The sequence below is a fragment of the Desulfopila inferna genome (genome assembly GCF_016919005.1).
GTDB lineage: Bacteria > Desulfobacterota > Desulfobulbia > Desulfobulbales > Desulfocapsaceae > Desulfopila_A > Desulfopila_A inferna.
The window spans coordinates 892887-907349 of sequence record NZ_JAFFQE010000002.1 but is presented as its reverse complement, the minus strand read 5'-3'; the positions used below and the strand labels follow the sequence as shown (position 1 = coordinate 907349).

12 protein-coding genes are annotated in these 14463 nt (G+C 51.1%); 9 read left to right on the top strand and 3 right to left on the bottom strand.

Features of this window, described 5'->3' with window-relative positions; translation table 11 throughout:
* Positions 1 to 189 precede the first annotated feature (189 nt).
* The 5 genes from JWG88_RS08030 to JWG88_RS08010 all read left to right on the top strand — a co-directional run bounded on the left by JWG88_RS08030 (position 190) and on the right by JWG88_RS08010 (position 6315).
* On the top strand, positions 190 to 582 hold the full coding sequence (locus tag JWG88_RS08030) for an NADH-quinone oxidoreductase subunit NuoE family protein (RefSeq protein WP_240194317.1): 393 nt from the start codon (positions 190 to 192) through the stop codon (positions 580 to 582).
* The gene (locus tag JWG88_RS08025) at positions 575 to 2434 is read left to right on the top strand and encodes an NADH-quinone oxidoreductase subunit NuoF (protein WP_205233181.1); all 1860 of its coding nucleotides are present in this window, start codon (positions 575 to 577) and stop codon (positions 2432 to 2434) included. Before JWG88_RS08030 ends, JWG88_RS08025 begins: the two co-directional genes overlap by 8 nt.
* 4 nt (positions 2435 to 2438) lie before the next feature.
* A complete protein-coding gene (locus JWG88_RS08020; RefSeq protein ID WP_205233180.1) occupies positions 2439 to 4607 on the top strand; it encodes a molybdopterin-dependent oxidoreductase in 2169 nt (722 codons plus the stop codon).
* A gap of 131 nt (positions 4608 to 4738) precedes the next feature.
* On the top strand, positions 4739 to 5584 hold the full coding sequence (locus tag JWG88_RS08015; protein WP_205233179.1) for a sulfide/dihydroorotate dehydrogenase-like FAD/NAD-binding protein: 846 nt from the start codon (positions 4739 to 4741) through the stop codon (positions 5582 to 5584).
* A gap of 197 nt (positions 5585 to 5781) precedes the next feature.
* A complete protein-coding gene (locus JWG88_RS08010; RefSeq protein ID WP_205233178.1) occupies positions 5782 to 6315 on the top strand; it encodes a cyclic nucleotide-binding domain-containing protein in 534 nt (177 codons plus the stop codon).
* 224 nt (positions 6316 to 6539) lie between these two features.
* Here the strand turns inward: JWG88_RS08010 and JWG88_RS08005 are convergent, their stop codons facing one another.
* A complete protein-coding gene (locus tag JWG88_RS08005) occupies positions 6540 to 7427 on the bottom strand; it encodes a DUF808 domain-containing protein (protein ID WP_205233177.1) in 888 nt (295 codons plus the stop codon).
* 286 nt (positions 7428 to 7713) lie between these two features.
* On the opposite strand from JWG88_RS08005, the gene JWG88_RS08000 reads away from it, so the two are divergent.
* Positions 7714 to 8142, top strand: a complete 429-nt coding sequence (locus JWG88_RS08000; RefSeq protein WP_205233176.1) for a hypothetical protein — start codon at positions 7714 to 7716, stop codon at positions 8140 to 8142.
* Positions 8143 to 8338: 196 nt separating this feature from the next.
* Entirely contained in the window at positions 8339 to 10489 is a 2151-nt protein-coding gene (locus JWG88_RS07995; protein WP_205233254.1) for a dihydrolipoyl dehydrogenase family protein, read from the top strand.
* Between the two features lie 27 nt (positions 10490 to 10516).
* Here the strand turns inward: JWG88_RS07995 and JWG88_RS07990 are convergent, their stop codons facing one another.
* Together JWG88_RS07990 and JWG88_RS07985 are read right to left on the bottom strand one after the other, a co-directional pair.
* Entirely contained in the window at positions 10517 to 10981 is a 465-nt protein-coding gene (locus JWG88_RS07990; protein WP_205233175.1) for a PcfJ domain-containing protein, read from the bottom strand.
* Positions 10982 to 11006: 25 nt separating this feature from the next.
* Positions 11007 to 11480 carry a hypothetical protein gene (locus JWG88_RS07985; RefSeq protein WP_205233174.1) on the bottom strand — a complete coding sequence of 158 codons (474 nt, stop codon included), beginning with the start codon at positions 11478 to 11480 and terminating at the stop codon, positions 11007 to 11009.
* Positions 11481 to 12034: 554 nt separating this feature from the next.
* Between JWG88_RS07985 and JWG88_RS21895 the strand changes: the two genes are divergently transcribed.
* Complete coding sequence (locus tag JWG88_RS21895) at positions 12035 to 12772, top strand: FadR/GntR family transcriptional regulator (protein ID WP_205233173.1); 738 nt, start codon at positions 12035 to 12037, stop codon at positions 12770 to 12772.
* On the top strand, positions 12765 to 14459 hold the full coding sequence (locus JWG88_RS07975; RefSeq protein WP_205233172.1) for an L-lactate permease: 1695 nt from the start codon (positions 12765 to 12767) through the stop codon (positions 14457 to 14459). The genes JWG88_RS21895 and JWG88_RS07975 overlap by 8 nt, the downstream gene beginning before the upstream one ends.
* The last annotated feature ends 4 nt before the right edge of the window (positions 14460 to 14463 follow it).

Genomic DNA, 14463 nt, shown 5'->3' with positions numbered 1-14463 from the left:
TCGCGATGATCCGGAACTTGTAAAAACACCAAAAATGCGATAGGATGATACATATATCGGGGTAAGGAGAGAATATGAAGGATTAGCTCTGCTTGCAAAGCAACTGCCTCTGCCACCTGTCACCTGATTATGAAAAACCCGATCACGCAAACTCTGGATACCTATCCTCCGGGAGGCACAGACAATCTGATGCCTATCCTGCAACAAATGCAGGCCATTGAGGGCTACGTATCTCCCACCGCAATCCGCAAGATCTCAGAACACCTGAGAATATCCAGAAGCAGAATCTTTGGTGTAGCTTCCTTTTACTCGCAATTTCGCTTTAATCCCCCGGGCCGTCACTCCATAAAAATTTGTCTGGGAAGCGCCTGTCATGTCCAGGATGGTGACTTCCTCTTGAATGCTCTCCAGCTTCAAATTGGAATCGAGCCAGGCCAGACAAGCGAAGATGGCCGTTTCGATCTGGAGCGGGTCGCCTGCCTCGGATGTTGCGCCCTGGCCCCGGTTATGATGGTGGATCAGGAAATCCACAGCCGCATGTCCGTACTCAAACTGCAGCAGGTTCTGAAAAAATATGAATGACTTCATCGCTCTACAGAAAAGATCCGCCGAAACCTGGCTGGCTCTACAGCAGAGTCCGGATCCTGTGGTCTATGTGGGAATGGGCAGTTGCGGTCTGGCTTCCGGCGCTGGAGCAGTTTGGAATACCCTGCAACAAGCGAATAAAAACGACAAAATCAAACTGGTCAAGGTGGGGTGCATCGGCCCCTGCTATCTCGAACCTTTCATGGATATACAGGCTCATGGCCTGCCGAGGCTCAGTTTCAACAATGTCGATTCAGGACGGGCCGAAAAACTGATTAAAGGATATATCGGCAAGGAAAAAATCAAAATCAAGCCAATCGGGCATTTTGGCGCTCGCGATTCGAAAGTGGATGGGACCAGATCATTCTGGGAGTTGCCCATGCTTAAAAACCAAATGAGGATCGTCCTGAGAAACTGCGGTATAGTCGACCCGGAAAATATTCAGCATTATATCGCCCGCGATGGTTTTCAAGGCCTCATCAATACCCTTGAAAATCAGCCGGAGGCGGCCATTGAAGAAGTAAAAATCTCCGGATTGCGGGGCCGTGGCGGGGCCGGTTTTCCCTCTTTCAAAAAATGGGAGTTCTGCAGAAACGCCAAAGGCGATTCGAAATACCTGATCTGCAACGCCGATGAAGGTGATCCGGGAGCATTCATGAACCGCTCGGTTATCGAAGGTGATCCGTTTGCGGTACTGGAAGGCATGTTGATCGCCGCCTACGGGATCGGCGCGGATTCGGGCTATATCTATATCAGAGCCGAATACCCGCTGGCCATAGAACGGCTGCGGATCGCCATGGCGCAGATGGAAGAGATCGGCTTGATTGGAGACAATATTCTCGGCAGTGGCTTTAACTTTACCATAAAGATCAAGGAAGGAGCCGGAGCTTTCGTCTGTGGCGAGGAAACCGCTCTGATCGCCTCCATCGAAGGCAAGAGAGGGATGCCGAGAAGCCGGCCGCCATTTCCGGCAATATCGGGATTGCACGGCAGACCGACAACCATCCACAACGTCGAAACCCTGGCCACGCTGCCCAACATCATGAGAAATGGAGGAGAGTGGTATTCCGGTTTCGGCACCGAACAGAGCAAGGGCACCAAAACCTTCGCCCTGGTGGGCAAGGTCAGAAGAACCGGACTGATAGAGGTTCCTCTCGGCACCACCTTGCGGGAGATCATCTTCGACATCGGCAGTGGCACACGCAACCCCTTCAAGGCCGTGCAGACCGGCGGCCCCTCGGGCGGCTGCCTCTCAGCGGAACATCTCGATCTGCCGATCGACTATCAATCCCTGCAGGACGCCGGTACCATCATGGGATCAGGCGGACTCATCGTCATGGACGCGCATTCATGCATGGTCGATGTCACCCGTTATTTCCTCGGCTTTACCAGTAAAGAGAGCTGCGGCAAGTGCGCGCCCTGCCGTATCGGCACACAAAAAATGGTGGAGATACTGGACAGGATCACCGCAGGAAACGGTGCCCTGGAAGATCTCGATACCCTTGCATCCTTATCCACCACTATCGGCAAGGGCTCTCTCTGCGGACTGGGCCAGACCGCACCCAACCCGGTGCGCACCACCATCAACTATTTCCGGGATGAATACCTTGCCCATATAGAAGATAAACGCTGTCCTGCCGCGGTCTGTCGCGAGCTTGTTCAATACAGGGTCGTCAAAGAAAAATGTACCGGATGCCAACGCTGTGTGGAGGTATGTCCCACAGGCGCCATCAGCGGGCCGCGAAGCGAACCCCATAATCTGGATAAGGATAAATGCATCAAGTGCCGGGCATGTTATGAAATCTGCCGTTTTGATGCGATTGCAGGCGATGCTATCCACATAGAGTAAAACGATGGCCCAGACAAAAACTATAACGGTATCCATCGACAACCGGGAGATCCATGCACCGGCAGGCTCCACCATCCTGCAGGCGGCCCGGGAGGGCGGGATTTACATTCCGACCCTGTGTTATCTGGAAGGCCTTCCCGATTATGGCGGCTGCCGCCTCTGCGTTGTTGCGGTTGAAAATATGCGCGGCTTCCCCACCGCCTGCACCACCCCGGTTTCTGCGGGCATGAAAATTTCCACCAGCACTCCGGCATTACAGGAGTTGAGAAGGGACATACTGGAGCTGATCCTCTCGGAACATCCATATACCTGCCTGGTCTGCGGGGATAAAAAAGAATGCAGCGAGTTCATGCATACCACCAGGAAGGTCAGCACCACCACCGGCTGCAACTTCTGCACCAACAATGGGAACTGCGAGCTGCAGGAACTCACAGAATACCTCGGTCTGACGCAGATCAGATATCCCATCGCCTACAGGAATCTTCCTGCCGTCAAGGATAATCCCTTCTATGATCTGGATTACAACCTCTGCGTTCTCTGCGGCAGATGCGTCAGGATATGCAACGAGGAGCGGTACAGCGAAGTCCTGGCCTTCATCAACAGGGGCAACTCAGCCCTGGTGGGGACGGCCTTCAACGAAACGCAAAAGGAAGCGGGCTGTGAATTCTGCGGGGCCTGTGTCGATGTCTGCCCGACAGGTTCGCTCTCGGAAAAGATGGGCAATTGGGTTGGCCTGCCCGATAAATCAACTATAACCCATTGCGCCTTTTGCAGCATAGCATGCGAAATAACCATCAATACCAAAGGGAACAGGATAGTCAATGTGGGCCCGGAACCGGGGAAAAAGGAAGATCCTCCACAGGCATGCCTGCGCGGCAAGTTTATTCCGGGCGACATCACCCATCATCCGCAGAGAATCACCAGGCCTCATATCAAGAAGGAAGGACAATGGGCCGAGGCAGGCTGGGATGAAGCAATCGACCTGATTTCAGAAAACCTTGCACACCACCGTGGCCCGCAATTCGGCCTGATCGGTTCTGCTCACGATACTATTGAAAACAGTTTTATTCTACAGCAGTTCGTCCGCCGGACCATGAAATCAGCGAATGTGGATATCCATCCGACCAACGCCTACAAAACCATTATCAGGGATATTTATGATTACCACGCAACTCATGGTTTTGCCGAGATCGACGATATTCTCGAGGCCGACCATATATACGTCATAGGAGCACAGGCCAGTTGGTCCCACCCCATCATCGAGAACCACATACGAAAAGCCTACAGGGCCGGTAAAAAAGTCACCGTAGCCAATTTGGCGATAACCAGAACCATGAACTTCTCTTCTGATTACCGGCTCTACAAGAAAGGCCGGGAACATATTTTCCTGCACCAGCTCATGGCTGAACAGACTGCCGCTGCTCAAAGAGCAGGGAAAAACATAATGGTCATTGGCGATGAGGTCCTGCACTCAACGCGTGCCGAGGAAAATATCAAAAACCTGATGCGCATCGGCGAACTGCCGGGAGAGATCAAGATGCTTTTTCTGATGCCTGAAGGCAACCGCTATGGTGCCGTCATGGCCGGAATGAATCCGGCACTGCTTCCCGGATTCGCCGCAGCCGGGCAGGAAGGACTGACGACAGAGGAGATGCTCAAAAAGCGAAAGGTGCTGTCAGCTCTCTATCTGGTTGGCGATATCTCGGACCAGAGACTCCTCAAATCCCTTAAAGGGCTACAATTCATGGTGCAGCACAACATGTTCTTTACCCCGGCCTCAGATTATGCCCACGTCTTCCTCCCCTTGACCACCAGCATGGAATCGGATGGGCATATTTTCAACCTGGAAGGAAAACTAAAACGATTCACCCCGGTTCATCAAAATGATCACACCCTGCCAACCAGCCAGATCATCGGCAGGATAGCCACCATATTGGATGTGAAGGAAAGCTTTGGTACCCAGGACCTTGACCGTCACATTCAAGCACTTGCCGAAAGATCATTGCTTACAGGGCAAAAACCACGGATCGGTGAAGAAAAAAAACCGCACCCGCGATCGAAATCAAAAAACAGCTATATGACCAGGGAAATGCTGAAAAAACATCATTTCCATTACCTGGGCAACAATCTGGAGAAGGTCATCCCCGATCTGCAGGAGGTACTCCAAGAATGATGGCGTCACGATAAGCATCCGTACGGGCATAAACTCCGACTTCGAGAAAGCCCGACCTCCCGCGCCTTGTCTATCGAACTTTTTATCTAGCCATCTGACATTGTGGCAAACTTTTTACGAGATTAGAAAGAATGAAAATCCTGGAAAAGAAGATCATCGCGCCAAACATTCACCAGATGACCCTGGACGCACCGAACATAGCAAGGAGGGCCTTGCCCGGACAGTTTGCCATTGCCATCCCCAATCAACACAGCGAACGCACCCCGATCACACTCTGTGACTGGGATGCCGAAAAAGGAGAGGTGACCGTCGTCTTTCTCGAAGTTGGCGCTGCCACCAGAAGACTGGCTGAACTTTCGCAAGGAGACGAGATTTATTCGTTTACCGGTCCGCTGGGAAAACCATTTGCCATAGAAAAAGTCGGTAAGGTCGGCCTGGCCGGAGGCTGTTTCGGCATTGGTGCCATTTTGCCGGCAGCAAGGGCATTTAAAAAAGCCGGCAACGAGGTGATTGTATACCTCGAGGCCCGCAGCAGTTTCCTGCTCTATTGGCATGATAAGCTTGAAGAGGCCGCTGATGAAGTCAGATATTCCACATCCGACGGCTCGCTGGGCAGCAAAGGTCATGCCCATGATCTGCTGGACAAAAATCTGCGGGATGGTGAAAAATTCGACCGGATCCTGGCCGTTGGCTGCACCTTTATGGTTTTTCGCATATCCCAGGCAACCAGGCCTTTCAAGGTCAGAACCATTGTCAGCATGAGTCCTATCATGATAGACGGTACCGGAATGTGCGGTGCATGCAGATTGTCCGTTGCAGGAAAAACCATGTTTGCCTGTGTCGACGGCCCTCATTTTGACGGCCACGAGGTGGATTGGGATGTAGTGCTTACCAGGCGCAAGGCCTACGATGAAGAGGAAATCATAGCCAATGAACGCAACAGGTGGCAGAGATCATTACAATTACGACACCATTAAAGTTTGACTAAAACTAATCCTCAGCTCAAGGTCGGGAATGCTGAGTTTCAGCGGTAATCAGAAATGTTTATTCATTTGCGGGTCAGGGACAATGATGATGAGAATCTTTGCGACATGTCCTCAACATAGGAGACGGGTGGGAGCCACGCATTAACAGGCTGCTGTTAAAATGAACTTTTACATTGAAGAGGTAGAGTATGGGTACCCCGGAATTGATTGCAGATTTTTCTATTTTTTCAGATTTCTCACGAAATAATTTATTGGAAATCGCCCAATATCTCGAGGTCCTGGAATTCAATGCCGATGACACGGTTTTTCGGGAGAAAGAGAAAGCCGATAAGTTTTACGGTGTACTCAGTGGAGAAGTGGAACTTCGGCTTATAGCAAGTGATCAGATATTGAAAGCAGATGTTCATTTTGAAGATTACACACGCACCAAAACCGAAATAGTCGAAAGGGAAATTGCTGTCGATTCCATAGAACCCGGCGAAATCTTCGGATGGTCCGCTCTCACTCCGGCAGGGAATTTCACCTCTAAAGCCGTCTGCGTCGAACCAACTAAAGTCTTCGCCTTTCCAGCAGGCACCCTCAGGAATTTTTTCATCCAACATCCCGAGGTTGGATATCCCTTCATGGAACGACTGGCGGAGATTATTTCAAATCGCCTCACCAATCGAACCAACAAGCTTATAGAAGGCTGGAGCGAAGCTTTTAATGTGAACCATATCTGATCGACCGACAGACCCGGAACCCACTATTCCTATAGTTATAATTTGTGAAATGAAGGTAACTATATAGCAGCACACCCGGAGTCGGAGTTTATGCCAGTCAGGGTGCTTACCTCTAAACAGTTACAGACAGGTGGTTGCCCAAATAATGAGGATCAACCTCAATAGTTACAAATGAAGCCGGAAGCGGGGTAAAAAAAAGCTTTCATCTGATTCTTTTTTATCCCCTAACCGGCCTTTTTACTGCTATTACCCTTTTGTACAACTTTTGATACTGCCAGCGCCACTCCGCCAACCACCGCTCCCATGAGCAGATTGGCGAGAAACAACGGCATGAAATCTAGAATCTGATGCAGGATATGGATATTATGGGTAAACATTCCCCCGCCGACAAGCAGCATTGCCACTGTTCCGATAATGCCCAGGGCACGAATAATCTTCGGCAAAGAGGCGACCATCAACAACCCCGACCATTCGACCATTTGCGCCCAGCGCCCGCGCATCCTGGTGGCCTGGGCAATCAGATGAAAACCGATATCATCCATACGCACCAGAATTGCTACCAGCCCATACACCCCGACAGTCGCGAGAATGGCGATCAGACTGACCACCAGAACCTGAAGCAGCAGAGAGTGTTCCATCATGGTGCCCAGCGCAATCATAATAATCTCTATCGAGAGGATAAAGTCGGTTCGCACCGCCGATTGTATCTTCGTCTTTTCCATCCTGAGCAGTTCCGCCTTATCGCTGATCTTTTTCACTGACGGTGCAGCATGAGGTCTAGGTGCAATCATATGCCAGACCTTCTCAATACCCTCATAACTCAGATAGACACCACCCAGCAGGAGTATCGGCACGATCAGCCATGGCGCATAACCACTCAGCAGAAACGCCAGCGGCAGGATAATCAGTTTATTGACAAAAGAGCCCTTGGTAATAGCCCAGAGAACCGGCAATTCCCGTGACGCTGGAAAACCTGTAGCCTTTTCGGCATTGACCGCCAGATCATCGCCCAAAATACCCGCTGTTTTTTTGGCTGCCAGCTTGCCCATTAAAGCTACATCATCGAGAAGGACTGCGATATCATCGAGTACGGCAAAAATCCCACCTGTCATTGTCTTGTTCCTTCTATATAACTCAAAACTGCTGCCACTCCACTTCTTTGTGCTGAAAATACACTATCATCCATTGAATGGATATAACTGGGAGATTTTTTGCTTATGGAAGAGAATACGATAAAAGTAATCAATACTTGCTCTTGTTTATCAAATAATTTAAACATATACTTTAAAAACAAGCAATTCTGAGCCATTCTTCAATCAAAACCTGACGAACCACCTACTCACATGAGCATCCATAAGAAAAATAAATGGTCTCTCAACTCTTCGATAGAGGATAATAATGGCAAGAACCAAACTCTACCAGGTAAAAAACAACCGGATATTATTTACATGCGGAGAATGTAAAACCAGAAGAAGCCTTGCTGTTGCTCCAAATGTCCGCACCAGAGTGATTAGATGTTACAAATGCAGCACTCTCTCCCGGTGTGCCCTTAATCGCAGAGTGCAGCGGCGTGAACAGCAGAGCGGCAAAATAACCATGACGCTGTTGAACGGGAAAGAGATTTCGGCCGATGTCCATGACATTTCTCCCGGAGGGATAAGCATAGATGTTGCAGCGGGAGGAGGCCGAGGGATCAGAAAAGGCGAACAAGTATATTTAAAGTGCTCCTGGAATAAGTCGATTTTTGCTGAAGGACGCTATATTGTCAAAAATATCAATGGAAACAGAATCGGGATTGAGAACACCGCTCAGAAATTTATGCTATAGCTGAACTATCGAACTCTTCCGTTTTTTTCATCTGGGGCCAACAGCCCGGCCGTTATAGTTCACTTCCTCTTTTCTCTGCTGACCTGTTGTTCCCTTCCACCTGAAAAGAACCCCAGTGCAACGACAGCTCAGACAAGGTATGCTGTTCCCAGATAACCCTACTCCGGCAGACCGGAGCAGCAATTGAATGATAATTATGAAAAAATATCTCATTGTCGGTTTCATTGTAATTGGACTCGCCGCCTTCTGGTTTTTCGATGTGGATCGCTACCTGACCCTGGAAGGGATCAAGGAAGTCCGGGCCTGGCTGGACGACTGGGCCAGCGATGCGCCCCTGTCATTAACTTTTGGCTTTATGGCATTCTATATTGCAGCTACCACGCTTTCCCTGCCCGGTGCCGCAGTGCTGACCCTTGCGGCGGGAGCCCTTTTCGGGCTGACATTGGGAGTTGTCATTGTTTCCTTTGCCTCAACGATCGGGGCGACCCTTGCTTTTCTCGTCGCCCGCTTCGTTCTGCGTGATACCGTTCAGAGTCGTTTCGGCGATCGGCTCAATATCATCAATAAAGGCATCAAGCGGGAAGGAGCCTTCTATCTTTTTACCCTGCGCCTAATCCCTGTATTCCCTTTCTTTCTGATCAACCTGCTGATGGCTTTGACACCTATCCGCACCTGGACTTTCTACTGGGTCAGCCAGGTTGGTATGCTGGCAGGTACCGTCGTGTATGTCAATGCAGGCACGCAGCTTGCCCAGATCAACAGTCTCAGCGGCATACTGTCGCCCTCGTTAATGATATCCTTTGCCATCCTCGGTATCTTTCCCCTGATCGGCAAGAAAATCGTCGATTTTATCAAAAAGCGCCGAGTCTACTCACAGTGGACAAAACCGGCGGCCTTCGACCGCAATCTAATAGTAATTGGAGCAGGTGCGGCAGGCCTGGTCAGTGCCTATATCGGCGCAGCTGTCAAGGCCAAGGTGACACTCATCGAGGCGGAAAAAATGGGCGGTGACTGCCTCAACTATGGCTGCGTACCGAGCAAGGCGTTGATAAAAACCGCCAAACTTGCCCATCGTATCCGCCATGGTGACGATTACGGTCTTGAGGCAAGTACGCCCAATTTCAGCTTTCGTAGAGTGATGGCCAGGATTCACCAGGTAATCGCCACCATCGAGCCGCATGACAGTATCGAACGCTACACCGGACTTGGGGTCGAGGTTCTTTCTGGCTACGCCAGACTGGTGGATCCCTGGACTGTGGAAGTTCAGCTCAATGACGGCGGAACCAGACGTTTAACCTCCCGCGCCATCGTCATCGCTACGGGGGCACGACCTTTTATACCACCGCTGCCCGGTCTCGATGATGTGGGTTACCTTACCAGCGATACCCTGTGGGATTCTTTTGCCGCCCTGGACGAGGCGCCCCGGAGACTGGTGGTGCTGGGCGGCGGCCCGATCGGCTGCGAATTGTCCCAGGCCTTTGCCAGACTGGATTCGCAGGTGTGGCAGATAGAGATGGGCGCCAGGATTCTGGCCAGGGAGGATGAGGAGGTTTCAGCAAGTGCCAAGGCATCTCTGGCCCGGGACGGTGTGCAGGTGATGACCGGCCACAAGGCCCTGCGCTGCGAACGTGAGGGGGAGCGGAAATTCATCGTCCTCGAACATCAGGGGCAGGAGCTCCGCCTCGAATTTGATGCTCTTATCTGCGCGGTCGGCAGAGTCGCCAGACTGCAGGGCTACGGCCTCGAGGATCTCGGCATCCCCACGGAACGTACCGTGGCAACCAATGAATATCTGGAAACTCTCTATCCCAATATTTTCACCGCCGGAGATGTGGCAGGTCCCTTTCAGTTTACCCATACTGCCGCCCATCAGGCCTGGTACGCCGCGGTGAATGCCCTGTTTGGGGAATTCTGGAAATTCAAAGTGGATTATTCAGTTATCCCCTGGACCACTTTCATAGATCCGGAAGTTGCGCGGGTAGGCCTCAACGAGCAGGAGGCACATGAGAAGAATATCGAGGTGGAGGTCACCCGTTTTAATATGGCCGATCTTGATCGGGCCATTGCCGACAGTGCCGTCCATGGTTTTGTCAAGGTGCTCACCGTCCCCCGAAAAGATCGGATCCTCGGAGTGACCATCGTCGGTGAACATGCGGGCGACCTTCTTGCCGAATTCGTCCTGGCCATGAAGCAGGGACTCGGCTTGAACAAGATTCTGGGCACCATCCACACCTATCCGACTCTTGCCGAAGCCAATAAATACGCGGCAGGAGAATGGAAGCGCGCCCATGCCCCGCAAAAATTGCTTGCCTGGCTTGAAAAATACCACAACTGGAAAAGGAGCTAATTGCAGTGGCTTTGCAGAAGCCAAACACTAATGGCTGCCATGACCAGCATTCATCAATCTCACTACTTCATGAGCCACATAGTACAGGTCGCTCGGAAGTACCTCAGTCTGCAGCTCAGCATCCTCATCCAGATATTCGATGGTTTCTTCCAGCACATCTGCATTTGATGGTCCAAAACATTGGTCAAAGCACCAATATCCATTGTCATTCCTCAGCCCCAGGGTTGCGACACGTTCATCTGACAGGTTTCGCATTGAAAATATCCGATATTTCTGCACTTCGCATAATTCAAGATAGTCGCGGCAGCAATTATCCATCAGGTAGCCTTCAGATTTAAGCATCTTCGCCGAGATCAGGGGAATAATAAAATAATCTCCGATAATTTCTTCGGATAGCGGACAAGTCCATTTACCCGATTGTCGCTCAGCATAGTCATTGAATTCGATTCCAAAAAGAGTATTCAGCTCATTTGCTTTTGATTGAGATAACATGTCGGCACCTCCGCAATAAAAAGCTTTAAAGAAAAAGTTCTTCCGATAAATTGATTTCTTTCAAGTGAAGTTCATTGATAATGGCAACCGTGGAGTCTTCATGCCGCAAGTCTTCAATATCCATGCAATCATGTAATTCTGCACATTTTCTACAGAGACACCGGTACCAATATGGAGCGCAGACAAATAATCCAATTGCAGGTTCACCATCTAATTCACAAACAGCCCTGGCTTTATCCTGCGTTTGGCGAATCATTCTAAGAATAACCTGGTCACCTCCAAAGACATCGACTCTCAGTTCACCCATCTGCTGCCTGACCATAAGGATTTGCGGCTTTTCACAACCCTTGTTACCGGCGAGATAATTTTCCAATTGCCCTGCAAGTTCATAAAGCAAAGCAAACCAACCATCCTGGCACTCAAATCCACGAGACAGTAAATCTTTTTTGAATAGATCGGGAAATTCCTCAAACAGTTTATGTTCATTTTCTAAATTCATTACACTTACTCCTTCTAATATTGGCCTGCGACAACAACCCTCAGCTTTCAAATCCATTATGCCATACCCGGGTTATCACAGAGTGACTACCCCCCCGGTTTTTTTTTTACATTGTTTTTTTGTATACGAGCTGCTCGGGAGGCAAAGCAATAACCTGCCATATAGAACAATTATCAGGATGGCGGCGAGCTAAAGCGTTGGACTTCCTGGCGTTAGTACCAACTTACCGGACTGCCACAAACGAATTTTGCAAGGATAGATTGACGGTGAGCGCAGCGAACCCCAACAATTTGAAGCTTCTTTGCAGCATCAAAAGATAGATTGCCTTCAGGGCATTCTTTTCAAAGTGTGGTGCAAAATTGCGCTACATCCGGAAGGGCCCTAAAATTCAGGTAAAGGCAGACTCCGATCCGTCTCCCGATGACAATCATAGTTGAGTTGCAAACCTGATCAGGAATTGATATTTCTTGACAACTGGTATGATGAGTAGTATAAGAGAACGGTTTTTTTTATAAGGCAGCCTTCAGTTAAATTGTTCGGGAAAGAGGAAATCATTGGTATTAATTAAGAAAACATCGACCGTAGAGGCGGTGGTCAATCTATTGACCGGGCGGATTCATGACAGAATCTATCCTCCTGGATCGAAACTGCCGAGCGAACGCCGCTTGCAGATGGAGTTCGGGGTAGGCAGATTGGCGCTGCGGGAGGCGCTGAGCAGGCTGAATGCCATGGGAATCATTGCCACTGCTCACGGGCGGGGAACATATGTCCAGGACCGGGTGAAAAGTTCGGCCTTAAAAAATGTGCTGATCCCTCATTTCGCCCTTGACGATCCGCAACGACTGGCGGAGTTTGTCGAGGCTCGGACCATGCTGGAAAGCGAACTCGCCGGTCTTGCGGCACAGCGGCGCACAACCGGAGATCTGCGCCGCCTCGAAGAGCTGCTCGACCAGGAGGTGACCATGGAAACGCCCTGGGAAGAGATAGCCGATATCGACTTGAAATTTCATCAGCAGTTGGCCGCGTTTGCCTGCAGCCCCTTTCTTGCTTCCATGCATGAGGCGCTGATTTCTCATATCCACCTCTTCCTTCGCGGCTTTGTGAAACAGACAAACAATCCCCCGGCCGTGCTGGCGGCGCACCTTCCCCTTCTCGAAGCAATACGTGCCGGTGACCAGGAAGAAGCAAGGAGGTTGGCGCGCCTGCACATCACCTGCAGCAGATTGGATTATGAACGCTTTATCGAGCAAAAAATCACCGACCACACTAATCAGAGAGCACATCATGTCTAATGGAATTCTGGCAATCGTTGCCGTTGTACCGATCCTGGTCGCCTTGTTCCTGATGGTCGGCCTGCGCAAACCGGCTACCTTCGCCATGCCGGTTGCCTGGCTGGCAACCGTGGCAGGAGCTCTTCTGGTCTGGAAGACAACTCCCCTGTATATCGCCGCCCTGACCCTGCAGGGTTTTGTAATCGCCTTTAATCTGCTCATCATTGTCTTTGGGGCTATAGTTCTGCTCTACACCCTCAAGTACAGTGGCGGCATGGAGACAATTCAGGCCGGCTTCCATCGTCTGTCGCCCGACCCGCGGGTCCAGCTGGTAATCATCGCCTTTCTTTTCGGGGCTTTTATTGAAGGTGCAGCCGGTTTCGGAACCCCGGCAGCCTTGGCGGCTCCATTACTCATGCTCCTCGGATTTCCTCCGCTTGCAGCTGCCCTGGTCTGCCTTGTGCTCAATACTGTGCCGGTGCCCTTTGCGGCGGTGGGTACACCGATTTTTCTCGGACTTGAATACCTGCAGCCTCTGGTTGTCGATGCCGTCAAAGCCGGTACCCCCGGGTTGCCCTTTAACGATGTGGCCTCCTTCAATCATCAGGTGGGCCGACTGGTGGCCTTGATCCATGTGCCGATGATCATGCTGCTGCCGCTCTTCATGTGCGGATTTCTCAGCCGCCACTTCTCGCCACGGCGCAGCTGGCGTGAGGGCTTTTCGGCCTGGCGCTTCTGTCTGTTCGCCTCCTGTTCCTTCCTGGTTCCTTATCTTCTCCTGGCCTGTTATGTGGGGCCGGAATTTCCCTCTTTGGTCGGCTCCCTTCTGGCCCTGATAATCGTTGTCTGGGGTGTGAAACGCGGATTTTTCCTGCCAAGACAGTCATTTTCCTTCGGACCTGCAGAAAAGTGGCCAGCGAACTGGACCGGTATCCTGCCGCCACAGAGCCTGGAGCTGCCCAAGGAGCATATGAGCCAGCTTCGGGCCTGGAGCCCCTATGTGCTGATTGGTCTGATCCTGGTTTTCACCCGTCTTCCGCAATTTGGCCTCAAGGGCTTTCTCTCCGCCAGATCCATTGATTTTGTGGATATTCTCGGCTTTCCAACGGTTGATGCGGCTATTCCCTATCTCTATCTTCCCGGCTTGCTCCCCTTTACCGTGGTGGCGCTGCTGACGGTATGGCTGCATGCCATGCCTGCCGGACATGCCGTCCAGGCCTGGAAAGACTCATTCAGGGCCATAAAAAACCCGACTATTGCATTGCTCTTTGCCGTGGCAATCGTTTCGATTTTTCGGGGTACCGGCATTCAGGACGAATTACTGAATCCTCATGCCTATCTCTCCATGCCGATTGCCATGGCCCAGGCCATAGCCGGTCTGGTCGGCAGCGCCTGGCCGGTTGCGGCAGCCTTTGTCGGCGGAGTAGGTTCTTTCATTACCGGTTCCAACACCGTCTCCAATTTGCTTTTTGCCGAATTTCAATGGGGAGTGGCAACAGAACTTGGTTTCCGCCGGGATATCATCATTGCCGCCCAGGTGGTGGGCGGGGCCATGGGAAATATGATCTGCATCCACAATATCGTGGCGGTTGGAGCCGTCGTCGGCTTATTCGGTATGGAGGGGATCGTCCTGCGCAAAAACATACTGCCCTTTCTGCTTTATGGTCTGCTCGCCGGAGCCATGACCCTTGTGCTGCTTGCATTTTGAGTGC

What these genes read in the sequence shown, in the direction of transcription:
- JWG88_RS08030 (WP_240194317.1), top strand. Translation starts at nt 190, where the DNA reads ATGCCTATCCTGCAACAAATGCAGGCCATTGAGGGCTACGTATCTCCC.
- JWG88_RS08025 (WP_205233181.1), top strand. Translation starts at nt 575, where the DNA reads ATGAATGACTTCATCGCTCTACAGAAAAGATCCGCCGAAACCTGGCTG.
- JWG88_RS08020 (WP_205233180.1), top strand. Translation starts at nt 2,439, where the DNA reads ATGGCCCAGACAAAAACTATAACGGTATCCATCGACAACCGGGAGATC.
- JWG88_RS08015 (WP_205233179.1), top strand. Translation starts at nt 4,739, where the DNA reads ATGAAAATCCTGGAAAAGAAGATCATCGCGCCAAACATTCACCAGATG.
- JWG88_RS08010 (WP_205233178.1), top strand. Translation starts at nt 5,782, where the DNA reads ATGGGTACCCCGGAATTGATTGCAGATTTTTCTATTTTTTCAGATTTC.
- JWG88_RS08005 (WP_205233177.1), bottom strand. Translation starts at nt 7,427, where the DNA reads ATGACAGGTGGGATTTTTGCCGTACTCGATGATATCGCAGTCCTTCTC.
- JWG88_RS08000 (WP_205233176.1), top strand. Translation starts at nt 7,714, where the DNA reads ATGGCAAGAACCAAACTCTACCAGGTAAAAAACAACCGGATATTATTT.
- JWG88_RS07995 (WP_205233254.1), top strand. Translation starts at nt 8,339, where the DNA reads ATGAAAAAATATCTCATTGTCGGTTTCATTGTAATTGGACTCGCCGCC.
- JWG88_RS07990 (WP_205233175.1), bottom strand. Translation starts at nt 10,981, where the DNA reads ATGTTATCTCAATCAAAAGCAAATGAGCTGAATACTCTTTTTGGAATC.
- JWG88_RS07985 (WP_205233174.1), bottom strand. Translation starts at nt 11,480, where the DNA reads ATGAATTTAGAAAATGAACATAAACTGTTTGAGGAATTTCCCGATCTA.
- JWG88_RS07975 (WP_205233172.1), top strand. Translation starts at nt 12,765, where the DNA reads ATGTCTAATGGAATTCTGGCAATCGTTGCCGTTGTACCGATCCTGGTC.